This window comes from Actinotignum urematis (assembly GCF_051264595.1).
Taxonomy (GTDB): domain Bacteria; phylum Actinomycetota; class Actinomycetes; order Actinomycetales; family Actinomycetaceae; genus Actinotignum; species Actinotignum timonense_A.
Window position 1 is genome coordinate 20,951 of the sequence record NZ_JBOZBG010000017.1, and the last position, 24,540, is coordinate 45,490.

Here is a 24,540-nt window from a genome sequence, read left to right on the forward strand (position 1 = left end):
TCCCTTTCCCCACGCGGACCGCAGCCGCCCGCTCGCGCACGTGTGCTTAGAATGGAGGGGTGAGTTACCACGATCTAAACGATCCGATTGTCTGGATCGATTGCGAAATGACAGGCTTGGATCCCCGCGTCGATGAGCTGGTGGAAATTTCCGTTGTTGTGACGGACGGCAACCTCCACCCGGTGGACGCGGGAATCGATATTATTATTAAGCCCTCCGCTGCGGCGGTCGCGCAGATGAACGATTTTGTGCGCGATATGCATACGTCCTCCGGTCTCATTAATGAATGGGAGACCGGGGTGAGTGTGGCGCAAGCGCAGAGCCAGGTGCTTGCTTATCTCAAGGAGCGGGTGCCGGAAGGTAAGGCACCGCTGGGCGGTAATTCGGTGGGTACCGATAAGACCTTCCTCACCGCATACATGCCTGAGCTGGTCGATTACCTCCACTATCGCATTATTGATGTCTCCTCCATTAAGGAGCTGACGAAGCGCTGGTACCCCAAGGCGTATTTTGTGTCCCCGGAGAAGTTCGGGCACCACCGGGCCCTCGGTGATATTTACGATTCCATCGACGAGCTGCGCTATTACCGCGCGGTACTCTTCCCGGAAAGCGTGGACACCGAGGTTGCCCAGCAGGCCGCACGCCAGGTAGAAGGCGAAACGAAACGGCTGGCTGCCGGCGATACCGGCGATAGCTGCGCTACCGGTACCGCAGCCGCCGAGGCCACCGAATAATTACGCGTCCACGCCTTCCCCGATAAAGCCGCCAATGGCGCGCAATTCGGGCAGGTGCGGATTCCGGCACGAATGCGCCGGGCACAGATCGAACCACGGGCCCATCTCAGTGAGGTGGGCCCGCTGCGCGCGCGGACGCCCCTCCAGGCGTTCCTCCACCAAATCAGCCAGACCGGCCACGAAAGCCGGATGCTCTTCCGGGGTAGAAACCCGCGCGAAAGCCAGGCCGCACTGTTGCGCCGTCGCCCGGGCCTCATTATCGAGGTCCCACAGCACTTCCATGTGATCGGATACAAAACCGATAGGAACGACGACGACGGCCCGCCGCCCGCGCCCCGGCAACGTTTCAATAACATCATTAATATCGGGTTCTAACCACGGAATATGCGGCGGGCCCGAGCGGGACTGGAAGACCATCTGCCAGCTCAGGTGAGCCCCCACCTGATCCTCCACCGCGCTGCGGATAGCATCCCGCACCGCTTCGTGCTGACGCAGGTAGAGCCCACCACCCAGTTCGGGCGGGCCGGAAAGCTCATTGGCGCGGTTGGGAATGGAATGCGTAGTGAAGAGGACTTCGATTTCTTCCGCCGCGAAACCGCGTTCCCGCATCTGCGTATAGGCAGCCGCGAGGCCCTCAATAAAGGGGATCACGAAACCGGGATGGTCGAAGAATTCCCGGAGTTTATCCACCCGCATATCCTCGGGGATTTGCGCGTATTCGAGCGCGTCCGCGAAATCTTCCCGGTACTGGCGGCAGGAGGAATATCCCGAATACGCCGAGGTGGGAACGGCCAGCAGGGTGCGGTGGCCATCTTCATAGGCATCGCGCACCACTTCCCAAATATAGGGCTCCCAATTGCGGTTGCCCCAGTAAACGGGAATATTGTGGCCGCGCCGGGCAAGTTCGCTTTCCAGGCGGGCACGCAAGGCCGCGTTTTGCCCGTTAATGGGCGAACTGCCCCCGTTGAGCCGGTAATGCACCGCCACTTCTTCGAGGCGATCATCGGGGATGCCCCGCCCTGCCGTGACATTGCGGAGGAAGGGCAGCACATCTTCCTGGCCGTTGGGCCCGCCGAAGGAGGCGAGCACGATAGCGTCATAGGCGGTGGGTTCACTCACCCAGTGCTCCCCGCGCGCGGCGGCGTGCTGCACGGCGGGGCTTCCCGCAAGAATATGCTCGCCCGGGGCGCGGGTGATGCGCGTGGCACGCGGAGCTTTCCGTTCGGCCACCAGGGCGGCGCTGGTCTGTTGACTGGCTTGGTAGTCCATGAATCTCCTGTGTAAGCGCTGCTTATCCGTGCGCGTTCCGCGGTGATAAACACCGCTCACGGAATAAGCACTGTTTAGGCTTCGTAGCGCAGAATCTTGGCGAGCTCGCTGATTTCGCACCGACGCCCGAAGAAGAAGGGCGTTTCACGCTTCATCCAGCGCCGCGCCTGGGTGTAGCGCATGGCGCGCATAAGGTCCACAATCTGGGTGGGATCTTCGGCTTCGAAGGCGAGCATCCACTCGTAATTCGACATCCCGAAGCACGCGACGGTATTGGCGAGGATCCCCTCAAATTTCGAGGCGGCCATCCCGTGTTCACGCAGGTGCACGGCGCGTTCCTTGCCGTCCATAAGGTACCACTCGGCATGCCGCACGAAGGGGTAGGTGCACAGCCAGGTCAGCGGCTTATCACCCACCAAGAAGGCCGGGGCGTGCATGCGGTTGAATTCGGCGGCCACGTGCACGCCGGGAACCTGCCAGGTCACATCGAGATTCTCAAAAAGCGGAGTGGTGCGCAGGTCACGCATGAAATCCTGCAGCGGGGCGAGGTCCTTCCCGTGCACCCACACCATGAGATCGGCATGCTCGTGCAAATTGGAGAGATCGTAGAAGCCACGCAGGGTGACATCCGGGTGCGCGGCAATAACTTCATCAATGCGCGCCGTGGCATCGGAAAGATCCGCGGGGGCCGGGCTGCCGGCCGGGCGGTGAACAACTGTGTAAATCGTGTATTCGGTATCAGGATGGTGGTCGCCGCCGGAGACGCTCCAGTTCGGTTCCACATCTGCGGGTCGTTGAGTCATGTCCCCCATCGTACTGTCTCCTAAGTCTTTCGTCACTTGACACGCGCAGAAAAACTGTATCAGATTTCGGAGATTCCCGAGTTTCGCCCGGGGTGGTGCGGGTAGCTCGCCTCCAGTATGCGCGAGCATCACTGCGACATACGATTATTTTGCGGGGCGCCGTACATGTGGGTGTCGCCATCTTGGTACGACGACGCTGCCCCGCTCCACTCCCCACTGTCCAGCAGTGTTCACGTGGCGCGCGGCTTCGCCCTGATTTTGAGCGCCGGCTTCGCCCTGATTTTGAGCGCCGGCTTCGCCCCGGCCTGGCGTATTACCCCTCGGCTCGCACCTCGTACTGGCGCACCCCGGAACTCACCCCGGCGAAGCGGAAAGGTGCGGTGGTCTGCGGCGGCGTCGAAAAATCGGCGGAATCCGTGCGCAGAGCCCCGTGTAAAACTCGGTAGGTGGGGAAATCGATAGTTTCCCGCGCGGCGAGCAGCGCGGCGATTCCCGCGGCATCCGCCCCGGTTTCCCGCAACCGCTCCCGGTAGCCGGCCACCGGGATACCTGCGAAGAATTCCGCCACCGCCCCCGAGCCGTAGGAGAAGAGCCCGATGGGGGTATCGGTCAGATCGGCCGAGTCGGTACCGAGGAGGGAAAGAATGCCAATGTACAGGGCGGCCGTATAGGAGTTGCCGATGTGGCGCCCGTAGGCAAGACCCGTCTCAATCACCTCATCCCCGCGCGGGTCGCCCGTATGTGCCATGAGGCGGGCGTGGGCTTTGCGGGCCATTTTCCCGAAGGGCTGATGGTGCACGAAACGAGCCAGCTGAGCTGCGGGAATGCCACCTTGGGCGAGGTAGTCATCATAGGCCCCGGTGAGGGCATCCATATAGGCGTCCATGGAGAGGTGCCCGTCCACCAGCGGGGTGCTGGAATCATTCGGGCGCCAGAAATCGTTGATGTCCGCGGTGTAAACACCGCTCACGGCGGGGATAGTCAGCAGCCGCGGTTCCGCGCTGACCAGGAAAGCCACCGCGCCGGCTCCCTGGGTAGGCTCCCCGGATCCGCCCGCCGCGTACCGCGCGATATCCGCGGCAATGACCAGAACTTTTTCTTTCGGGTGGCGCGCCACAATGCCGAGGGCACTTTGCAGCGCCGCGGTCCCCCCGTAGCAGGCTTCTTTCATTTCCACGGTACGTACATGACGCGGCAGCCCGAGGAGAGCGTGGAGGAAGACCCCGGCGGATTTCGACTGATCCACCCCGGATTCGGTCGCGAAAATGACGGTGCGGATCCCTTCGGTTCCGGTGGCGGCCAGGAGGCGCGCCCCGGCCTGAGCCCCCAGGGTGACGGCGTCCTCATCGAGGGCCGGGATGCTCATATGTTCTTGGCCGAGCCCCACGTGGTACTTGCCCACGGGCACGTCCAGAGCCTCCGCCATATCCGCGAGCGGCAGGCAGTAATGCGAAGTAGCGCAGGCTAGTGCGTCAATACCGATATTCACTTAGTTCTCCTTAACGCGTGGCTGCTGCTGAGCCGCACGGGGCGCGGGTGCTCCGCCGCGTTCAAATTTACGGTGCGCGTGCATGAGCTCACCAGGATTCGTTTGCGCGGCCAGCAAGGACAGTTCCCCGCACAGCACGGTAGCCGCAATCATGGCCGCCAGGCGCCGGGAGTTCTCCCCGGCCGGCAGGCTCCGATCCGCCAGATCCATACGTTCCATAACCGCTTCAATACCGGGCAGGTCCTTGCCATTCCCCACAGTTCCCACGATGAGATTCGGGAGAGTACAGGATACATAGAGCCCGCCTTCGCGTTCTTCCACGTGGGTGAAGCCCTGGGAACCTTCCACGATATTGGCGGCATCCTGGCCGGTGGCCAGGTACACCGCGAGCAGCATATTGGCATAGTGGGCGTTGGCCGAGCGCACCGCTCCGGCGAGTGTAGAGCCCACCCAATTCTTGCGGTAATTCAATTCGGCGATCCGGTGCGCATCACTGCGCAAGCGCCGAGCGATCACCTCATCCGGAATGAACATATCCGCGATGGTGCGCCGCCCGCGCCCCAGAATCCCGTTCACGGCAGAAGGCTTCTTATCGATGCAATAATTGCCGGAAATAGATCCGTAGTTCAGCTCCGGGCACACCGCTGATATTGCGCCCATAAGTGCTTCTGCTGCCTGGGTGGCCATATTGTGACCCGAGGCATCCCCGGTGGAAAATTCGAAACGCACAAAAAGTAAATTCCCCACCACTTCGGGGTGGATATCCAGCAGGCGCGCGAAGCGCGACTGCCCGGCCACCACCCGTTCCCACTCGGAACGCCGCGCCGCGATGTCGGTGACCGCGCGGAGAGCCGCCGCGGCGTCGTCGGCAATAAAAAGCACCGAACGGGACATCCGCTCATCGGCCACGCATACGCGGATGCCGCCCTCCACCATCCGTGAGACATCCGCACCGCGGTTGCACGAAGGCCACAGCGGCGTTTCGTAGGTGGCGAGCGGGACCTCCACGGCGCCGCTCACTACGGGGCCGGAGATGTGAATAGGGCCCACCCATTTGGTGGGGATGGGGGTCTGCGAGTCCGGGGTGATTCTCGAGTCAGTCACGCCGCTCAGTCTACCGGCTCAAAAACGAATGTCTTGAGGAAGGCACGGGCACGTTCCGAGGCGGGGTTGGTGAAGAAGCGCTCGGGGCTATCGATTTCCACGATTTTACCAGCGTCCATGAAGACCACGCGGTCCGCGATTGCCCGCGCGAAACTCATTTCGTGGGTGACGAGCAGCATCGTCATCCCGCCGCCGGCCAGCTCCAAAACCACGTCGAGCACCTCGCGCACCATCTCCGGATCCAGCGAGGCGGTGATTTCGTCCAGGAGCAGCACCTCCGGCTCCATCATGAGCGCACGCACAATCGCCACCCGTTGCTTTTGCCCGCCGGAAAGCTGACTGGGGCGCGCATCGGCCCGGCTCGCCAACCCCACGCGTTCCAGCAGCGCCAGAGCACGTTCACGGGTCGGAGCGATAGGAGCCTTGCGCACCACCCGCGGGGCAAGCAGCAGATTCTCGAGGACAGACAGGTGCGGGAACAGCTCGTAGTTTTGGAAAACCATCCCGATACGGGCGCGCGCCGCGGTCCAGTCCGTGCCCGGTTCCGCGAGGTTCCGCTCACCGTAGGAGATGCTTCCGGATTGGATATGCTCCAGTCCGTTAATGGTGCGCAGTAGCGTGGATTTGCCGCATCCGGATGGGCCGACGACGACAACAACTTCGGAAGGCGCCACCTCAAGCGAGATACCTTGGAGGGCATGCACGCCATTCGGGTAGGTTTTGTCCACATCGACCAAACGCAGCGTTTGCGCATGCCCGGCCGCGCCACGCAAAGCGAGCGGGCCGGGGGCGGCGGCGGGATCGAGGGGCTGGGAATATACCGGGCTTGTCATAGTGCCAGTTTCCTTTCCAAGTGGCGTGAATAAGCGGAAATCGCGTAGCAGACCACGAAGTAGATGAGGAAGACCGCGCCGTAAATCCACAGGGCGGCATCCGGATAGTCGAAACGTTCCCGGTCGATAATCGACTGGGCAACTTTGAGTATTTCGATGACGCCGATGAGGGAGACAAGCGCCGTCGTTTTAATCATGCGGGTTGTGAGATTGACCGTGAGGGGGATGAGCTGGCGGATCGCTTGCGGGAGAATCACGTAGCGCTGCAGCTGGCGGGTGGACAGCCCGAGCGCACGGGCCGATTCGTATTGGTGGGCGGGTACGGCGGCAATGGCGCCGCGCACCAGGTCCCCCATCTCCGCCGTCCCCCACAAGGTGAAAACGATAATCGCGGCGAGCTCGCCGGACATATCGAGGTGGAAGGTGCGAGTGGAATCAAAGTAGACGATGAAAAGGAGAACCACCTGCGGGATAATGCGCAGCACCTCCACGTAGGCGCGGGTGAGGAAACGAACCAGGCGCGAGCGCACGTCCATAACCAGGCCCAAGAGAGTTCCGAAAACGAGGGACAGCGCCATGGCAATGAGGGCAATGCGTACCGAGACCCACAATCCTTGGAAAAGGAGCGAGAGATTCTCCGGGTCGAGGAGCGGGCGCCAACCTTCCCCGCCGCTAGTCGGATTGGTGGGCGCGAGTGCTGAGGTAACGCGAGCGGGCAGGGACGCGAGGGCGCCGGGCGTCGTCGTAACATATGCGGATACGGAAGCGAGGGTGGCGTTAGCGAAGGGCAGCATAGCGGCGCATCCTCCTCTCTAACCAGCGTGCCCCGAGGGCCACGGGGAGCAGAATAATCGTGTAGCACACCGTGAGGAGAAACAGCGCTTCCTGCGTGGTGGATTGCAGACCCATATGTTCGCGGGCCAGGTACATGAGGTCCGGAACGGCAACCACGTATACCACCGAGGTTTCCTTGACGAGGAAAATAATATTCGCGGTGAGCGCCGGCATCGCTACGGCAACCGCCTGCGGAAGCAGGACCCGGGTGAGGGTCTGGCGGCGGGTCAGCCCGAGGGCGAGGGCGGATTCACGCTGGATCCGCGGCACCGAGTCCAAGCCGGAGCGGAAAGCTTCGGCCATATAGGAGCCACCCAGGAAGGTCAGCCCGATAATCGCGCAGGTTTCCCCGGTGAGGGTGAGACCGATTTTCGGGAGACCGAAATAAAGGAAGAAAAGCTGGACAAGGAGCGGGGTATTGCGGGAGAGCTCGATGTAGATGGCCACGAGCTGGCGCGCGATAGGAACCCGGAAATGCGCGAGCGCCGCGCACACCCAGCCGAGGAGGAGGGAGGCGGCCACGCCAATGGCGCCGATGCGGAGCGTGACAAGCATGGCCTGTAAGTACAGAGGCCACGCTTCGCTCAGTACTGATAGATCCATAGGTATCCTCGCTTGATGTTCACTCTCCCCCGGCGCGGGCCGCCCGGTTGGTGAGCTGAAGCCGGGCGGCTTTTGGAGCCGGGCGGCTTTTGCTGGAACCGGGCGGCCCGCGCGTGTGGGAGGAGGGAACTCTTAGCGAGCCCCTCCCTCGATGACGAGTTCATCGGGAGAGATCGCGGTGCCGTAAACCGGGGCGAGGGTCTGCTCGAAGTCCTTGTGGAAGAAGTTCTCCTTGCCGAGATCCACGAGGTTGTTATTGATCCAATCCCGCAGCTCGGTATTACCCTGCTGGACGGCCGCCGCGATGGTGGATTCTTCCCCGAAGGAGGCAATTCCGGTCACGAAGTCCTTGTTCTGTTCGGTGAAGGCGAGGGCTTCGGTGTTGTCCGTGATCCACACGTCCCCGCGCCCGTCGGTGAGGGCATTGGTGGCCTCGGTGTACTGCTCGTACTTGGTCACCTTCCATTCCGGGTGATTGGCGGTAATCCACGCATCCTGGCTGGTACCCTTGACGATAATAATATTTTTATTCGCGAGCTCCGCTTCGGAACGCACCGGTTCCTTCGCGCTGGAGACGGCACCGAAGGAAACCTTCATGTACGGGTTGGCGAAGTCCACCTGCGCGGCTCGCTCCGGAGTCACCGTGAAGTTTGCGAGGATAATATCGACTTTCCCGGACTTGAGGAATTCCACGCGCGAGGAGGCATCCACCGGGACCCACTCGACCTTGACACCCAGGTCTTTGCCGATGCGGTCACCGTAAACGATGTCGTAGCCTTCGTAGGTATTATTCCCGACGAGTGAGCCGAAAGGTGCCTTATCCGCGAAGGTGCCGATGCGAATCGAGCCAGCCTCTTTGATCTGTTCGGGGGTGCGGGCCCCCACGATGGCGCTCTCCGCGCCGGCTCCGGAACCGGCGGTGGTACCGGCGGCGGAGTCACCCGAGCCGGATAGATCCGGGCTGGAGCACCCGGTAAGGGCCATGGTGAGCGCCGCCAGGGCGGAAAGCCCGCCCAGGACGCGACGACGAATACGTGAGGTTTGTGCAATTGCCACGGTTCTTCCTTACTTGGTGTTGGGTTGACCGTGGATAATGCGGGATTTTGGGAACGAGACGCAAGGCCGTGCCACCGCGGACATCGCATTATCCACATTTGTGTTAGTCCCCGGGAATTGAGCGCCGGGGGACCGCTTGTCCGCGCTGGCTTATCCGAAAATGCCCGGTCTTCAGTAGGAGGCGACTAGTTTTTCGGGTTCCGCTGGCGAACTAGCGACAGCAACACATGCAACACATGGGGCACATGCAGGTACGCACGCAGGCACCGCGCATCGCGGTGTGCATCTGAGTGGTCCTGTTCGCCATGTGGATTACGTTAGGCGCTCACCGTGCAGAAATCCAGTTGATAAAAGAACAACCCCTGTGGGACATCTCATAAGGCAGTGTGGGAGTGGGGTTATTAGGGCAGGTCAGGTGCAGTTCGGTGCACCTTTTTCGACACGGACACCACGCTAAGGCGCGGCAACCTCACGTATCTCGGCGGTCACATGAGCCTCTGCGGCAGGGGGTATGTTTTTCACAGCTGTACTTCACATGTCGTACGAGCGCAGTACAGTTCCCGAGAACTACCACACGAAAAGAGCGGCGTAATATCATCCTCTACGTCGCGTCAAAGAGAAGAGGATTTGACGGTCATCACATTACCTTTTGATCTGAATGGATTACGCGCCATGCTTGTACGCAGATCTCGGCCTTTACTATCTTTTACTTCTTATACATCTTCTACTTCTTATACATCTTAGGAAGGCAAATCATGAGAGACAGCATCAATATCGCACGCCCAGACACTGTCTCCGCGTGGGTAACCATTAAGGGGAAATAACCACCTTAGGAACCAAATACTTAGTTCGTTTCATAGCCTTCAACCGCGCCGCAATAGGACGGTTAGGGCGATAATGAAATTCCTCAGCATGGCCGGTGTGCTTACTTACTAGGAAATTGGGCCGTCCCCTTGCCTCGGGTTCCATGGAGAGTATTGGAACATAGTACTCGTCATCTTCGTACCACCCTCGAGAAGCGATCTTACAATTCGGACTATGCTCACGCAGGCGTTCAGCAGCGATGCGTTCTGCTTCCTTTGCCGTAATCACGATCTCATCCCTCCCGACCAATTTGAGGGCGAATAATCACCTTAGGAACTAAATACTTCGTGACTTTCATTGCGTCCAATCGTGCAGCAATAGGAAGATTAGGACGATAATGGATTTTCTCAACCTCGCCGGTCTGCTTGTTCACAAGAAAACGCGGTGCGCCCTTCGATATCCTCCCCCTTGATAACATCGGGTTATAATATTCGTCATCTTCTGCCCACCCGCAGGAAGTAATTGTATCTTTCGGGTAAAACTCATGCAGACGCCTTGCCGCGAGATAAACTGCTTCGTCCCCCGTAATCACGACCTCATCCCTCCCGACCCGATTGAGGGCGAATAATCACCTTAGGAGACAAGTGCTTCGTCCGCTTCATTGCCTTCAACCGGGCCGCAATAGGTCGATCAGGGCGATATTGGAATTCCTTAACTTCGCCAGTTTGTTTATCTACGAGAAAACTTGGTTGCCCCTTCGCTATGCGACCTCTGGATAGCATTGGAGCATAAAATTCGTCGTCTTCGCCCCACCCACGACAAGTGATTTTGTCCTTTGGATAAAACTCATGCATGCGCTCAGCAGCGAGGCGTTCCGCTTCCTCCCCCGTAATCACATCACTCATCCCCAAAACAAGGTATTCCACACGGGATCCGTCGGCTCACAACCAGCCAAACCAAACGCCTAGACAGAACCGGGATCCGCACCTTCACTTTGCTCCACTATATCTGGATTCGGGCCCGGTGTGAGGAGTGATGAGCGGTCTGATTCGTTCACCGAACTATTTACGAAATTCAGTTATCCGCCGCAGCACCACGCCGCGCGTACGCCTCAAGGTCGACGCCGCGCAGCCGGGCCCGTTCGGCCAGCTCCCCGGTAATGAACACCTGGCACTGCCGCGCCGTACTGACCGTCTGCGCACCCAGGAGCGCCAGCAGTGCACGCACCTGATCCCGCCAGGAACGCAAACCTGCCACAGCCGCTTCCTCCCCCTGAACCGCCAGCTCAAGGAATTGGCGAGCCACGCCGGCCGCACGCGCCCCCAAAATAAGCGAACGGACAACGTCCAAAGGAGTGCGCACCCCGCCCGAAGCCAGCAGATCGAGCCCGCTTCCGGCATCAGCCTCAAGCAGGCACAGCGCGGCAGACTGCCCGAAGCCCGCCATATACGAGTATTCACGCGCTTCCCGCCGGGAATTCTCAATGCGGGCGAAATCCGTGCCGCCCACTCCCCCGACATCAACCACCTGCACCCCAAGATCCGCGAGCACACGCTGTGTTTCCCGCGAAATCCCGAATCCCACTTCTTTGACGATCACCGGCACGCCGGCCTGCGCCACGATCTCCTCCACCGAGGCCCGCCAGCCGGAAAATTCCCGCTCGCCTTCCGGCATAACAATTTCTTGCCCGGCATTGAGATGCAGCTGGAGGGCATCCGCGTCCAGAAGCTCCACCACGCGCCGAGCATCCGCGCCGCTGCGCCCCACCCCAATATTGCCCATAACGAAGCCGCGCGGATTTTCTTCCCGAATCACGGTGAACGAGGGAGCCGTGGCCGGATCATCCAGCGCCACCGAGGCCGATCCGCTCGCCATCGGCACGCCCACTTCCCGCGCCGCGATCGCCAGCACCCGGTTAATGCGCCCGGTCGCTTCCGTCCCGCCGGTCATCCCGTTGATATAGAAGGGCACCGGCCACGTGAAGGGCCCGACCTGCGTGGACAGGTCCACCGCGGCGACGTCGCACGCGGCAAGCGCGTGATGAACCGGCGCCACGCAATCAAAATCATTACGGCGGATCTCCTGAGCTCGCGCGAGGGCCACATGCTCATCTTTGCGCACCGCCCGAGAAGCATCCTGCTGTGCCCTGGCTCCGTGGCCCATACCGCGCGAACCGCTAGTCTCAGCCCCGCCAGCAGCATTCACCGTGCTCATCCTTCCACCACCGCAAGATTCAGCGGTTCGACGCCGCCCGCACACCAACCCCGATATACCGCGTCTTTATCCACATCGCTTCCCACCAAGGCAATCCCGCAGTCACCCCCGCCAGCTCCGGATGATTTGGCAGCTCCCCCCAGCTCGGCGGCGACGTCGCATAAATGAGTCAGGCGCTCGGTTTCGATAGTGATACCCGAGCTGGCGCCCAGCTGGCGCAGGAGCCGGCGTGCGGCGGTGATCTCCGCGCCGATGCGGCCCCCGGTACGCAACTGGGTGGCCAGGCGTTCCACCACGTCCTCATATTCATCCAGGAAACCGGGGAAATAGGCGCCGCGCGAGCGCGCCTGCACCCCGGAAACCAGGTGCTCGGTGGAGGCGGGCAAACCGGTCCAACCCACCAGAAGTTCTTCGCGGGCGGGAGCGGGCAGCGATTCCACCGCCCACGGATCCCAGGCCGGTGCGCTCAGGGTCTCGGTCACGCTGTGGCTGCGCGCGTATTCGCTCAGGCCCGCCCGGTCCGGGGAACGGTAGTAAACCCAGCCGCGGTAGGTGGAAGCGGCAATATCCCCACCCGAGGCCCGCGGAGCCCGCTCGAGAACCGAGAGGAGCGCAAGCTTATAGCGTTCCTCCAAGGTGAGCTTGAGATGGTAAAAACGGTTGAGCACATCCACGATGGCCACCGTCACCGCGGCTGAGGAACCCAAGCCGTATTTGCGCCCGTCCTCTTCGACCAGGCCAGAGGTGATATCGAGGTTGTAGTGGCGGGCCTCCAGACCGCGTTCGCTGCGCAGCGCTTCCACGGTGCGGATCGCATTGGCAGCGTAATCAGAGCCGATATCATCAAAAACAGGGAGCGCATTCTCGTGGCGCCAGTAGAGAGGTGCGAAGCCGTTGCCGTGCGAACGTACCAGGCCAGAGCCTTCCGCCGGGGTGAGGACCACATCGATAAAACGGTTCACCGCAATAAGAATCGCCGGGCGGCCAGCCTCCACCACGGCGTACTCCCCCGCGATGTAAAGCTTGCCTGGCGCATTGGCGTGGATGCGCGCGGAGGCCTGCTCTGTATCTGCTCCGCTCAAGCTATCTGCTTCGCTCACAGCACCTCCCGGTGAGACTCCGGTTCGGCCACAAGGTAAGCACCGTTCCCCGCGTGAGCAATGCCTACTTTGCCGAGGGCTTCGGCGTGGCGCGCCACTTCAGCAGCGAGCTCCGGGCGGGTCAGGAGCACTACATTCGGGCCGGCATCCGCGGTGGCATACACATCCAAACCCACCCCGCGCAGGGTGCGTGCCAGCTCAAACACTCGCCAAGACCCGGAAGTGAGGTAATGAATGGGCGGTTCGGAGCTCATAATGAGAGCGTGCATGCGCAGCGCGGACAGCTCGGTAAGCTCGCCGATACGCCGCATATCCCCCGCCTCACAGGCTTCCACCATCTGCCCGGCCATATCGCGAGTGGATTCCACCCAGCCGCGGTAATACGGCGAAGTAGCGCGGGTGGTAACCATCGCTTCCCGGGAAGTAATTTTCTTGTGAGCAGTGTTGAGTACCACCGAGACCATGGCCAGCGGCGGTGCCGGAATTTCTTCAGCGAAAGACTCTTCATCCGTGCCAGCATGCCAGAGCGCCACCCCGCTAATAACCGAACGCGCGGCGGATCCCGAGCCACGCCGAGCAAGCCGAGAGAGGTGAGCGGTGTTCACATCCATCCCGTATTCGGTGGCGGCCGCGAGCGCCAGGGCCGCGAATCCGGAAGCTGAGGAGGCCATTCCGGCGCCCGTCGGTGCCTCATTATCGCTGATGACCAGCAATTTTTCGCTGCGCCCGGCCTGTTCGCGGATGACGTCAAGCACCCGTTCTACCCGGCGCAGCGCCTTGTCGCTTGCTTCGCGGCCGTTGAGAATGAGTCGGTCACGCTGGGCGGTGGGGGCGAGGCGGGCTGTCGTCGTCGTCGGAAAAATATCGAGGGTGAGGGAAACAGAAGGTGCGGCGGGAAGCATGAGCTCGTCATCCGCTTTGCCCCAGTATTTGATGAGGGCGATATTCGGGTGGGCGCGGGCAGTGCTCATTTGCTGGCCTCCACCCAGGTGGACCAGGCGTTGGCCGCACCTGCCGCGCTCAACGCCGCGGCAATGTCTTTCGCGTGAGCACTGCTTTCCGCCAGGGCGATAACGCACCCGCCAATCCCGCCGCCGGTCATCTTCGCGCCGAGCGCTCCGGCACCGTGAGCAGCGTTTACAAGAGTATCGAGTTCCGGGGAGGAGACGCCTAATCGCGCGAGGTTTGCGTGGGCGCGCCACATATTCTCCCCCATGCTCGCCCAATCCCCCGTCGCGAGCTGCATTTCCGCATCGGCGGCGTATCCGGCCAAGCGCGCCACTAGAGTCTCCACCTTCGCCGGGAACTTTTCGCGCAGCTCCCGCACCGAGCCGACAGCTTGCCGCGTGGCTCCAGGCACCCCGGAATCGCCGATCACCACGTGCAGGGGGCGCGCCACGATGAGCGGAGTGACGTCCGGGCGCTGGAATTTAATGACAGTATCGGCGACGACGCCGTGGGCATCCATCCCCGAAGGGCGCCCGTGCGCCACCCGTTCGGCTACCTGGATGAGGAGGAAACGCTCGGCGGGCGAGAGGCGCACCCCGGCGGCGTCGGCAATGGCCGAAACAATCGCGGCAGCGACCGCGGCCGAGGAGCCGAGTCCGCGCTCATAAGGAATATCGGAATAAATCGTGACGTGGGCGGAGCTGCCCGGGGCCACGAAATCGAGCCCGGCATCGATAGCGGCCACCACGGGACTCAGGCGCTCCGGGGCGGAAGCGGCCGGCCCGCGGTAAAGCTCGGAACTAATTGTTGATTCGCCAGTGGTGATGGTGGCATTGGCTATAACGGGAAGCACATGAACGGGAAGGGAAATTGCCGGGGCCCCGTAAACCACGGCATGTTCGCCGAATAGGATCGCCTTGCCGTGCGCGCGACCGACCCCGATGCGTACCTTGGGGATACGGGTTTGGGTATCGAACGCGAAGGATTGCGATTGGCTCAACTGTGCGGCTCCTTATCACGGCCGCGAGCGGCCTACCTGTACTTGCCCTGCTGCGCGGGGCAAGGCTCCGCGCTGGTCATTCCCCTATCGTACCGAGAATTTAGTGGCATGACGGTTAGGATAGCGCGCGCCACGTTATGCCGAGCGCGTTGAGCTTGCCGAACAGGCGATCTGCCAAGCACGAAAGTCACGCCGCCGGCGAAATAGTTCACCAGAAAAGAGGTACGCGGGCCGGAGCCGTAACCTTCACCTACCCCGTTTATGAGGCGATTTTCCGCTGCGTTCCTCACTCCGCCCTAGCCAGGCGAAACACCCGATGCCAAGGAACCACAGCGGGAGGGTGTAGAGAATATAGCGGGAGCCATTATCGAAGAAAAACAACACAAAATCCGCGATGCTCGCGAGCGCGATGGCCAGGATTCCCACCCAGGTCAATACGCCGCCGCGATCTTTCTTCTTACGCTTCGCCATCAGGGCTCCTCTCTGCGCAGATAGGGCTCACAAGCAGCCCCAGAAACGGCATCTCCGCCATCCACTACCTGCGATACAACTCAGGCTCGTTTCGACTGCTTAGTACCAAACATTCAAAACGAGCCTGAACTCTGGGGTGGCCAACGGGGCTTGAACCCGCGACCTCCTGGACCACAACCAGGTGCTCTGCCAGCTGAGCTATGGCCACCATTTCGGCGAAAGAACGCCGATAAACAACTATAGCCGGTCACCGCGCGCAAAGACAATTCCGCGGCGGTGATAGCGGCCACGTTGTGAGCCGGATCGGCGCGCCGCCCGGCTGCGCCGTCGTACCTCAGTCGCGTTTATTAGCGGGAGCGAAAGCTGCGCCGTCGTGCTACAACCGCGCCGCCCGTGACCGAACTACCAGGCCGTGCGCACCGCAATCGCGTCCGCGAAACGGTTGAGGTGACTCTCATCCAGCGACAGGTACAGCGAGCCGTCGATAAGGGAAATCTCCATAACGTAAAACTCGTTCGGGTCCCCCGGAGCGGCCGGCACGATGTCCACGCGGTTGAAGAGCAGCAGGTGGTCACGCCCGGTATGCTCGCGAATGAGCCCGTGCAGCACATTGCGCACCCGCTCACCCCAACGCCATTCCGATTCGCGCGCCTCTGAAACAGAGACGACTTCTTCCTGGATTTGATCCGCGCTACGGAAACGCGGGTGGAGCAGCGGAGCCTTTTCCACCCGGTAGGAAGCCAGGCCGTTGAGGAAGATCAGTGAAACCTCACCGGTGCGGTCAATATTCTCCAGGTAGCGCTGCACCATGACGCTGCGGCCCTTCGCAAGCTCGTGCTGCGCATGCAGAATCGCCTGGGAGCGCGAAGCCGGATCGGTGGCGGTATAACGCCCCGTACCGCGCCCACCCGAAGACACCGCGGGCTTGACCACGAAATCACCGTGCGCTGGGAAACGGGTATGAACCTGGTGTTTCGTGAGGTTTTCCTCTGGTTCCAGCCAGGTAGTGGGAATGGTGGGCAAACCCGCCGCTTCCAATTCCCGCAGGTAATGCTTATCGGAATTCCACGCCATAATATCGGCGTGGTTGAGAATCCGCGGAACTGAGCGGGCCCACGAAATGAAGGCCTGCGGATCGCGCCCGTAATCACGAACTGAGCGGACAACGACAACTCCGGCGTCGTTCCAGTCGTAATCGGGATCGTTCCACGCTACAACGCGCGGTTCGATATGGCGCTCACGCAGGGCATCGGGCAGACCGGCCTCGTCCACGTCGAGCTTCGGTAAGTCTTTGCTCGTTGCAAGAGTAACAATGGGATCAGACACACTCTTACTCTACCCCGGCTAGTCTTATGGCGTGGCGATCCTTGACTCTTCCCCGTTACTAACAATTTTCGTTGTGGTGGCCCTCGGCTCCATTCTCGGTGCGATTCCGCTGGGTCGGATACGTATCGGCGCGGCCGGCGCACTCTTTGTGGGTTTGGCCATGTCCGCGCGCTTCCCCGAGCTCGGGGCTGGTATGGACGTGGTGCAGTCCCTCGGGCTCGCGCTTTTCGTCTACACCGTGGGTATCGCTTCGGGCGCGGCGTTTTTCGCGCAGCTGCGCCGCAATCTCTCCTTGCTTTTAGCTTCTGTGGTAGTGGTTTTCCTCGCCGCGGGCACCGCCCTGGTGATGGGCATTCTTTTCGGCATCGAACGGCCGTTTTTAGCGGGCCTTTTCACAGGTGCGACGACGGCGGCACCGGCTCTCGCCACCGCCACCCGACTCACAGACGGCTCCACGCAGCCCGCCATCGGGTATGCCTTCGGGTATCCCCTGGCTGTCATTATCGGCATTATCCTGGTTTCCCTCATCGTGGGCCGTGCTTGGCCGGGACTGCGCGATACTCCTTCTCTGGCCGGGACACTGCTCGATCCGCGCACCATCACCGTGGAACACCCCATGAACCTGCGCGATATCCCCGAATGGGCCGACGGGCGGGTGCGAGTATCCTACTTGCGGCGCGGCGAACGCGTGCGGGTGGCCCTGCCCGGTGAGGACCTTGAGATAGGGGACGACGTCGTTGTTGTTGGTTTGGCGGCAGATGTGGAGGCGGCCGCCGCGCACCTCGGGCATTTGCGCAGCGAACACCTGGCCGATGATCGCAGCCACGTGGATTTCAACCGCCTGGTGGTGTCCAATCCGGACGTGGCGGCGCGTTCCATCGGGGAACTCAATCTGCCCGCTAAATACGGCGCGGTGGTGACCCGGGTGCGGCGCGGAGACCTAGAGCTGCTGGCCCGCGATGATTTCATCCTGGAGCCGGGCGACCGCGTCACCGTGGTGGCCCCGCGGGAACGCTGGGATGCCATCGCGGATCTTTTTGGGGATTCCGAACGCTCCATCTCGGAGATTGACGTGCTGAGCCTATCGGTGGGGATGGTGGCCGGGTTGCTGCTCGGCTTCGTGACGTTCCCGCTGCCGGGCGGTCAGGTGTTCCAGCTGGGTACCGCCGCCGGGCCGCTCATCGCGGGAATGTTCTTGGGGGCGGCCAGGCGCACCGGGCCCTTTGTGTGGGCCATGCCGGAGGCCGCGAATCTGACGATGCGCCAGCTGGGGCTCACCCTGTTTTTGGCGGGCCTGGGGCTCACGGCCGGGCCCGGTTTCGCGCAGATCGTGGTCTCCCCGCAGGCCGTGGGCGCGGCGGTGACGGTCTGCGTGATCACGCTGGTCTCCTGCGCGGCTCTGCTGGTGGCCGGCGCCTGGGTGCTGCGCCTTTCCGCGCCCCGTACCGCCGGCGCCATCGCCGGTTTCCTGGGCCAGCCGGCGGTCCTGGATGCGGCCACCTCCCGGGTGGGCGATGAGCGCATCGATAATGCCTACGCCACCCTCTTCGCTTTCTCGATTGTGGTCAAGATTTTCCTGGTGCCCGCGGTCTTGGTGTTGTAGCGAGGCTGGAGCGGTGTGGCGGCGCGCCGGAGATCGGCGCGGTGGTGCGGTGGCGCGGACGCGAACGTGGCGGTTCCCTAGCGCGGCCGCGCGAACGTAAGCCGCGGCGTGGAAGCGAGTGGGCGGGCCGGGCGGCGGCGTCGTACCGCGGCTAAAGTAGGGACGAAGATACGAAACCGTTTCCGGAAAATACGGGAAGTGAGGCGTGAGATGCGCGATATGGTGCGCAAGGTGGCGGCGAGCGCGGCGGCGCTGGGCCTGGCGGGCGCGGGGGCGCTGCTGCTGGGCGGCTGCGATGCTGGCGAAACCACCGAGGCCGGGAGTTTTATGCGGCAGGCGGGGGCGTCTATGTACGTGGTGAGCGTGGATGGGCGCGAACTGATCTCCAAGGTAGTGGATTGCAACGGCGGGGAATCCCAGGTGATGACCGGGCTTTTTGAGCCGGCGAATAACCTCGTGACCTGGAAGGATATCGACGGTAAGGAGATCGGCACCTCGGTGGCGCATTTCGCCGAGGACGGGAAGAGCATCACGCTGGCCAATGAGGCCACTCCGAATGCCGGAGCCACCTACGTGCGCGAAGGCACGCCGGAAGCCGAGCTCATGGCGCGCGGGCAGAAAAGCGAGTGCGCGCCGAAGTAGAGAGCTCGGCTTATCCGGCGTGTGCTACCGGTTTTTAGGATGCTCGTGGCATTCCGGGTGCGACCGGTATTCCACGGACTACCGGCATTTCAGGTGCTACCGGCATTCGAGGGCGAAACGCTTGAGGTCGCTCAGCACCTCACGGCTCTCCTCTAGCCACACCTGCCCCACCGGGAAAACGTGGCCCAGGGTTGCCCCGCGCGGGGGCCGGTAGGAATGGCATTCCACCGGGATTCCCTTGCGGGAAAGATAGCCGGCAAAGAGCAGGGTCTCGAATTCGATAAAGTCATCCGAACTCGTGACCAGATAAGCCGGCGGGAGCTCGCAGCGCGAAACGAGCTTTTCGGCACACAGTAGCTCTTCGCCGAGCACCTGCACGGCGCGATCGATGAAGCCACCCATCTCCGTCAGATAGGCGAGAGTGGGAGTGGCGGCGTCGTCGTTCCCACCATCGCGGCGGCCGGAAACGAAAGGCACCAGGTCCGAGAGGTCGAAAAGACCGGAGACGAAAGCCATGCCCGCAACGGCGAGCCGCTCCTCCCCCAGAACGGAAGGCGCCGGGGCGTGCGGCGCGCTGCCCGGCGCAACCGGCGCAACGGCAGGCGTGTCAGGCGCATCCAGGGCCGCGAAAATTTCAGGATTACGCAAAGCCGCAACCGCGTACAGCCCCAGGGTGGCGCCGGCGGAATCCCCCGTGATCACAACGGAATCCGGATCAACCGGGTAATCATCGAGGTGGCGCGCAATCCAGGCGCAACCCGCGAGCACATCGCGGAGCTGGTCGAGGAAATCAGCAGCCGGGGCGAGCCGGTAGCTCAGCGAGAAGACCGCGCATCCCCGCTCCGCGAGATGGACTCCGAAATTCTTGTTGAGATCCTTCGTTCCGTACACGAAACCGCCACCGTGAATATCGATGTAGACCGGCAGCGCTTTGCCGCCGCGCAGGTACGCATCGTGGGGAAGGTAGAGATCCAGGCGGTGGAAAGGATTGGTTTCCCCGTCGGGAAGATAGGGAATATCCGCGATCACATCCACCGTGTCCGGGGTGTGCCAACGTTCGCACCGCACGATATCAACATCGAGAACGAAAGATTTCCGCACCTCGATGGCGCGTTGCCGGATCGCGGCATCAACGCCGGCCAGATCCTCATCAATAGGCGTCCACGTGCGGGCCCGGGCAATATTCTCCGGGGTATCAGGATGCATGTGTTGTCCTCACTACTTGGTTCATGAGCGCTCGGCTATTTAGCGCGCGGCTCATGACACTTGAGTTAATTGCACTCGATTAATTGGCACGCGGCTACTCCGCCGGCATATCTTCGAGCTCAACACCGGCAGTTTCCGGAAGGGCCTTCATCACGAAGATCAAGCTCACGGCGGCGAAGACGGCGTAAAGCAGGTAGACGTTACCCGTACCGATGGCGTCTTTCAAGGGCGGGAAAGTGGTCGAGACCAGGAAGTTCGCGATCCAGTTGACCGCGCTTGCCACCGCAACGCCGAGGGCGCGGATGTTGTTCGGGAAAATCTCGCCGAGCACAACCCACATGACCGGGCCCCAGGTGAAGCAGAAGGCCAGGTAGAAGATGTAGACCGAGACCAGGGTAATCGGCCCCCACATGCCCGGCAGGGTGATGGATGCGCCGTCGACTTCGGCCTGGTAGAAACCGAGGGCGGCAACTCCCAGGAAGATCGTCATGACGGTGGAGCCGGTGATGAGCAGGAAACGGCGGCCCACCTTGTCGACGATGAACATCGCGAGGATAGTCGCGATAATCGCGCCGATGGTCCGGTACACCGAAATATTCAGGGCGAGCTGTTCGCTGAAACCAACCGACTTCCAGAGCGAGGAATCGTAGTAAAGGATGATATTGACGCCGGAGAGCTGCTGGAGGGCGGCGACCGCCATGGCGATCCAGACCACCTTGCGCAGCCCGAAGGTCTTGCCGCGCAGGTCGGAGAGCTTCGCGGCTTTCTCGCCGGAGAGGGTTGCGCGGATTTCCCGGACTTTGCCTTCCGGATCCTGTTCACCGGTGAGGCGCTTCAAAATCGCGGCGGCTTCCTCATCGCGGCCCTTCATAACGAGGAATCGCGGGGATTCGGGGAGTTTGAGGGAGACGATGAGCATAATGAGGGCCGGCACGATCATGCTGAGGAGCATGATGCGCCAGGTGGGCATCCCGAACCAGAAGGTTTCGTCGGCGCCGCCCGAAGCCTTCGCGTAGCTGGCGTTCACCACCACGGCGGCGAGGATACCGAAAGCGATGGCCATCTGCTGGAAGGAGCCGAGGAATCCTCGCATCTGAGCCGGAGCTACCTCAGCGATATAGGCCGGCCCGATCACCGAGGCGAGGCCAACGCCAAGACCGCCAATGAATCGGAAAATAATGAAGATCCAGACGCTCGGGGCGATCGCGGAGAAAATCGAGCACACCACGAACAGGATTGCCGCGATGAAAATTGTGGGAACACGGCCCAGGCGATCAGCAATATGGCTGGTGAACCAGGCGCCGATCACGCACCCGAAGAGGGCGCAGGAAACCGAGATACCACTCATGAAGGCGCTCAGGTCCCAGCCGGTTCGGGAACCGGCAATGGAATCGACCGCGCCGTTAATAACGGATGTGTCGTATCCGAACAAAAAACCGCCGACGGCGGCGGCCAGGCAAACAATAATAATGCGGCGTTTGATGACCGGGTCCAGCGGGGCTTTTGCGGTAGTACCGTGCTTTGCCGCTGGTGCCGGGGTGCCGCGCTGTTCTTTATTACGCGTCATTGCGCATCTTCCTCTCTATCAACCGCCCCCTTCTCCCATTCGAAGGAGGCACTGTCGAAAGCCGGGGTAAGTGCGGAGCCGAAGCGCATGCGTGCTACTTCCTGCTTCGCGTGAATCTTGGCTGGTGTTGTGCTTCTCAGCCGTTTTGATTCTTGGCTGTTCCTTACCCCTCGCGCCACTGAGCCTAGGCGAAATTTTCCGGGCGGTAGTGCCGAAATGTGGCACACTCTATGCTCAAACGTGACATGGTTGGCGGCCCCGCAGCTTTTCTCACGAAGAATGGGGCCATCCCCTCATACCTGGGAGCTATCCCCTCATACCTGGGAGCTATCCCCTCATACCTGGGAGCTATCCCCTCATACCTGACCAGACTCCGGGGCGGCTCGTTACTATGAGAGATGAATCCGCGAGGAGTTAAGCATGATGGATAACCGCATACACACCCCGAGAGAGCCCATCCTCAATCGTGCTTTTTGTGAGGTGGGTTCCATGCCTGCCGAATATCCCGCTCTGGTGCTGGTCCATCGCCACCCGGAAGTGGTTCCGACCCACTGGCATTCGGGCGTTGAGGTCAATTACGTTGTGGAGGGTGGCGGGAGCGTGACTATCGATTCGCGCGTTGAGGCCCTCCACCCGGGAAAACTCTGCATTATCAGCCCTTATACTCCCCATTCATTTATTACGGAATCACGCGGCGGGAAAGCTCCGCTCATTCTGTCCATTACGTATGACAGCAGCCGTATTGAACGGATTTATAAGAAGGCTGATCTTTATGTGATGTCCGTGGATTCAGCGCGGGCACGTGATGAGGATCGCCAAGCTCTCATTGACTTATGCCTACGCATGATCGACACCACCCGCATGCTCGGCCCGGAACGGGTTTTCGGAATTAACGCGATCCTTTTCGACATCCTATTTTTGCTCTACCAGAACTTCGTTGTTCGGTGCCGCCCGCGCGGAGTTCGCCGCGCTACCGACACCACGATTCTCGCGATTGTGAGCGATATCGAGCGCCGCCACAAAGAACCGCTGACCGCTGCGAGCGTGGCCGAAGCGCACGGCTATTCGCGCGAGCATTTCAGCCGACTTTTCCGGCTTAGCACCGGTATGACCTTCAAACAGTACGTCACGCAATTGCGGGTCGAGGACGCGTATTACCTGCTCATGGAGGAGCAGGTCCCCACCCTGGAAGATATTGCCCAGCGGGTCGGTTTTCCCAGCACTCGGGCGCTCAATCGCGCTTTTGTGGAGCGGCACGGGATGACGCCGCTGGAATATCGCAGAACGCGGTTAGGGAAGAGCAGGTAAAACGCGCGGGGAAGAAAACGCGGCGAGGCAAAACGGTTGGCAAAACGGTTGGCAACGGGCAGCCACAGGGAGGAATAATCCCGGGGCTGCCCTTCACCTCGATTTTTACGGTTAGCGGCGCGTAGGCCGCTTCAGCCGGCTAGGCGGCCGGGGTTTCAGCCGGAGCCTCTGCCGCGGTTTCTGCCGGAGCTGCCGAAGCCGGCTTAGCCGAACCAATCTGAACCTTGCGCCCCTGCGCACCCGCGGTGGTCTTCACCGAGACGGTGAGCACGCCATCACTCAGATCCGCATCCACCGTGGTGGTATCCACCGCCTGATCGAAGCCGAGGCTGCGGGAGACGGAGCGCGTGCGCGTACCGCCCTCAATTTCCTCTTCCTGCGAGGCCTTGAGGGTGATGTGATCCGGGTAAACATTGAGGTCAATATCCTCCGCGGCAAACCCGGGAACATCGAAGAGAACTTCGTAGCCGTCCTCAGTTTGCTTGAGCTGCGAACGGTATTGCAGCGCGAGATTCTCCAGATCGGAGCGCCGCCCGTTCACCATCCGAGTGGGAACGGCGAAAAAGCCATCAAAGGGGCTGAGGAACCGGTCCACCGCGTTGGACACTGTGCGATCAATATCGTATGCCATGGTCAATCCTTCTTTCACTTCTATGAACGACGACGCCGCGCGCCTTGCGGCGCCCGGGGCCTATCGCCTTGACATCAACTTCAACCTCCACTGCCCTGCATTTGTTCCACTCAGGGATAATTGTTCACTCTAGGCTCAATAGTAGTTGAGTCAGTAGCACTCAGGTTTAGAGAAGGTGCGTACCGCGACCGCCGCCTAACCCGCGCGGCGCGCATCGCGGACGAGAGCCGCGAAGAAAAGAAGACCAGCTCCGGCGAGCGCGGCACCCAGGCCCGTATAGAAGAAAGCAATGAAGGAATCAGGCAAGAGTCCGCTGGCGCGCAGACCAATTCCACCACCCATCATGATGGCCATAACGAGGTAGGAGCGTGCATCAAAGAAGTGCCACAAGGGCCGTGCCGGGCGCGGATGGGAGCGAATACGCCGAATGTGTTTCCCGGCAACTTTGGCAAACATCGCCCCGAAGGCGGCGAAGACGAGCAGAGGAAGCAGGCAGATCCACGGCGCGCCCATAGTGGAGCCCGCAATACTCTCCACTCCGATTCGCACGACGTTCACCCCCGCCAGGCACCACACCCCGCCGGCAAGCACAATCAGCCCGCTCTTAGAAATCCGGAAATAGGAACAGTCGCTCATGAATACTCCTCTGCCGCAGTCACAGCGGTCGGGCGTGCGAATCGCAACGTTTACACAGTTGGCTCCGCTCAGCTCGCGCTACTAGTTCGCGCCGCCCAGTTCGCACGGCTCGCGCCAACCACACCGGTCCGTTCACGCCGGTCGCGCCAACCTCTTAGTTCGCCACCAAGAATAACGCGACAGGTGTCGCTTAGATAGTTGCGGGACGGATCCGCAATTTCGCCCTACGCGTAGCCCTAAAAGGCTCCTATGGCGCAGTGCTGAAAAATGGTGGCGTAAAAACGGGCTAATAGACAAATGGTGGGTCTTATACCGGGAGTTTGCCCTGTCATACCAACGAAAAGTCGGCCTTATTGAGG

General features: G+C 61.4%; 24 protein-coding genes and 1 tRNA gene. 4 read left to right on the forward strand and 21 right to left on the reverse strand.

Annotation, left to right across the window (positions count from 1 at the left end; translation table 11 throughout):
- The first annotated feature begins 59 nt into the window (after nt 1–59).
- Nucleotides 60–734: an oligoribonuclease gene (orn, locus tag ACRQDJ_RS07515; protein WP_394532707.1), complete on the forward strand. Its 675-nt coding sequence runs from the start codon at nt 60–62 to the stop codon at nt 732–734.
- On the opposite strand, the gene ACRQDJ_RS07520 is transcribed toward orn, so the two are convergent.
- From ACRQDJ_RS07520 to ACRQDJ_RS07600, 17 genes are all read right to left on the reverse strand, one after another.
- A complete protein-coding gene (locus ACRQDJ_RS07520; RefSeq protein WP_435717951.1) occupies nt 735–2,003 on the reverse strand; it encodes a ferrochelatase in 1,269 nt (422 codons plus the stop codon).
- 74 nt (nt 2,004–2,077) lie between these two features.
- Nucleotides 2,078–2,806 carry a hydrogen peroxide-dependent heme synthase gene (gene hemQ, locus ACRQDJ_RS07525; RefSeq protein ID WP_435717952.1) on the reverse strand — a complete coding sequence of 243 codons (729 nt, stop codon included), beginning with the start codon at nt 2,804–2,806 and terminating at the stop codon, nt 2,078–2,080.
- A 313-nt stretch (nt 2,807–3,119) separates the two neighbouring features.
- Complete coding sequence (locus ACRQDJ_RS07530; protein WP_435717953.1) at nt 3,120–4,295, reverse strand: hydroxymethylglutaryl-CoA synthase; 1,176 nt, start codon at nt 4,293–4,295, stop codon at nt 3,120–3,122.
- A complete protein-coding gene (locus tag ACRQDJ_RS07535; RefSeq protein ID WP_435717954.1) occupies nt 4,296–5,399 on the reverse strand; it encodes a hydroxymethylglutaryl-coenzyme A reductase family protein in 1,104 nt (367 codons plus the stop codon).
- Between the two features lie 5 nt (nt 5,400–5,404).
- Nucleotides 5,405–6,232, reverse strand: coding sequence for an amino acid ABC transporter ATP-binding protein (locus ACRQDJ_RS07540; RefSeq protein WP_435717955.1), 828 nt, complete (start codon nt 6,230–6,232; stop codon nt 5,405–5,407).
- The gene (locus ACRQDJ_RS07545; protein ID WP_435717956.1) at nt 6,229–7,026 is read right to left on the reverse strand and encodes an amino acid ABC transporter permease; all 798 of its coding nucleotides are present in this window, start codon (nt 7,024–7,026) and stop codon (nt 6,229–6,231) included. Before ACRQDJ_RS07545 ends, ACRQDJ_RS07540 begins: the two co-directional genes overlap by 4 nt.
- The gene (locus ACRQDJ_RS07550) at nt 7,010–7,669 is read right to left on the reverse strand and encodes an amino acid ABC transporter permease (protein WP_435717957.1); all 660 of its coding nucleotides are present in this window, start codon (nt 7,667–7,669) and stop codon (nt 7,010–7,012) included. The genes ACRQDJ_RS07545 and ACRQDJ_RS07550 overlap by 17 nt, the downstream gene beginning before the upstream one ends.
- A gap of 132 nt (nt 7,670–7,801) precedes the next feature.
- Complete coding sequence (locus ACRQDJ_RS07555) at nt 7,802–8,725, reverse strand: transporter substrate-binding domain-containing protein (RefSeq protein WP_435717958.1); 924 nt, start codon at nt 8,723–8,725, stop codon at nt 7,802–7,804.
- Between the two features lie 1,096 nt (nt 8,726–9,821).
- Nucleotides 9,822–10,121, reverse strand: coding sequence for a hypothetical protein (locus tag ACRQDJ_RS07560; protein ID WP_435717959.1), 300 nt, complete (start codon nt 10,119–10,121; stop codon nt 9,822–9,824).
- A 4-nt stretch (nt 10,122–10,125) separates the two neighbouring features.
- Complete coding sequence (locus ACRQDJ_RS07565) at nt 10,126–10,455, reverse strand: hypothetical protein (protein WP_435717960.1); 330 nt, start codon at nt 10,453–10,455, stop codon at nt 10,126–10,128.
- A gap of 148 nt (nt 10,456–10,603) precedes the next feature.
- Nucleotides 10,604–11,743: a type 2 isopentenyl-diphosphate Delta-isomerase gene (fni, locus tag ACRQDJ_RS07570; protein ID WP_435717961.1), complete on the reverse strand. Its 1,140-nt coding sequence runs from the start codon at nt 11,741–11,743 to the stop codon at nt 10,604–10,606.
- A complete protein-coding gene (locus ACRQDJ_RS07575; protein WP_435717962.1) occupies nt 11,740–12,843 on the reverse strand; it encodes a phosphomevalonate kinase in 1,104 nt (367 codons plus the stop codon). Before ACRQDJ_RS07575 ends, fni begins: the two co-directional genes overlap by 4 nt.
- Complete coding sequence (mvaD, locus tag ACRQDJ_RS07580) at nt 12,840–13,814, reverse strand: diphosphomevalonate decarboxylase (RefSeq protein ID WP_435717963.1); 975 nt, start codon at nt 13,812–13,814, stop codon at nt 12,840–12,842. The genes ACRQDJ_RS07575 and mvaD overlap by 4 nt, the downstream gene beginning before the upstream one ends.
- Nucleotides 13,811–14,791: a mevalonate kinase gene (gene mvk, locus ACRQDJ_RS07585; protein WP_435717964.1), complete on the reverse strand. Its 981-nt coding sequence runs from the start codon at nt 14,789–14,791 to the stop codon at nt 13,811–13,813. The genes mvaD and mvk overlap by 4 nt, the downstream gene beginning before the upstream one ends.
- Before the next feature lie 246 nt (nt 14,792–15,037).
- Nucleotides 15,038–15,262 (reverse strand): hypothetical protein, encoded by a 225-nt coding sequence (locus ACRQDJ_RS07590; protein WP_435717965.1) that lies wholly within the window; start codon nt 15,260–15,262, stop codon nt 15,038–15,040.
- Between the two features lie 132 nt (nt 15,263–15,394).
- Nucleotides 15,395–15,470: transfer RNA gene (locus tag ACRQDJ_RS07595), tRNA-His, on the reverse strand.
- A 194-nt stretch (nt 15,471–15,664) separates the two neighbouring features.
- Nucleotides 15,665–16,588 (reverse strand): ATP-grasp domain-containing protein, encoded by a 924-nt coding sequence (locus tag ACRQDJ_RS07600; RefSeq protein ID WP_320755951.1) that lies wholly within the window; start codon nt 16,586–16,588, stop codon nt 15,665–15,667.
- A gap of 31 nt (nt 16,589–16,619) precedes the next feature.
- Between ACRQDJ_RS07600 and ACRQDJ_RS07605 the strand changes: the two genes are divergently transcribed.
- Both ACRQDJ_RS07605 and ACRQDJ_RS07610 read left to right on the forward strand, forming a co-directional pair.
- Entirely contained in the window at nt 16,620–18,191 is a 1,572-nt protein-coding gene (locus ACRQDJ_RS07605) for an aspartate:alanine exchanger family transporter (protein ID WP_435717966.1), read from the forward strand.
- Nucleotides 18,192–18,401: 210 nt separating this feature from the next.
- Entirely contained in the window at nt 18,402–18,833 is a 432-nt protein-coding gene (locus ACRQDJ_RS07610; protein ID WP_101595197.1) for a hypothetical protein, read from the forward strand.
- Nucleotides 18,834–18,929: 96 nt separating this feature from the next.
- Here ACRQDJ_RS07610 and ACRQDJ_RS07615 read toward each other — a convergent pair whose 3' ends face one another.
- Nucleotides 18,930–20,039, reverse strand: a complete 1,110-nt coding sequence (locus tag ACRQDJ_RS07615) for an alpha/beta hydrolase (RefSeq protein WP_284897079.1) — start codon at nt 20,037–20,039, stop codon at nt 18,930–18,932.
- 94 nt (nt 20,040–20,133) lie between these two features.
- A complete protein-coding gene (locus tag ACRQDJ_RS07620; protein ID WP_284897081.1) occupies nt 20,134–21,606 on the reverse strand; it encodes a sugar porter family MFS transporter in 1,473 nt (490 codons plus the stop codon).
- 420 nt (nt 21,607–22,026) lie between these two features.
- Between ACRQDJ_RS07620 and ACRQDJ_RS07625 the strand changes: the two genes are divergently transcribed.
- The gene (locus ACRQDJ_RS07625; RefSeq protein WP_284897082.1) at nt 22,027–22,914 is read left to right on the forward strand and encodes an AraC family transcriptional regulator; all 888 of its coding nucleotides are present in this window, start codon (nt 22,027–22,029) and stop codon (nt 22,912–22,914) included.
- Nucleotides 22,915–23,053: 139 nt separating this feature from the next.
- Here ACRQDJ_RS07625 and ACRQDJ_RS07630 read toward each other — a convergent pair whose 3' ends face one another.
- Both ACRQDJ_RS07630 and ACRQDJ_RS07635 read right to left on the reverse strand, forming a co-directional pair.
- Nucleotides 23,054–23,545, reverse strand: coding sequence for an Hsp20/alpha crystallin family protein (locus ACRQDJ_RS07630; protein WP_284897085.1), 492 nt, complete (start codon nt 23,543–23,545; stop codon nt 23,054–23,056).
- Between the two features lie 195 nt (nt 23,546–23,740).
- Complete coding sequence (locus ACRQDJ_RS07635; RefSeq protein WP_284883184.1) at nt 23,741–24,181, reverse strand: hypothetical protein; 441 nt, start codon at nt 24,179–24,181, stop codon at nt 23,741–23,743.
- Nucleotides 24,182–24,540: the final 359 nt, after the last annotated feature.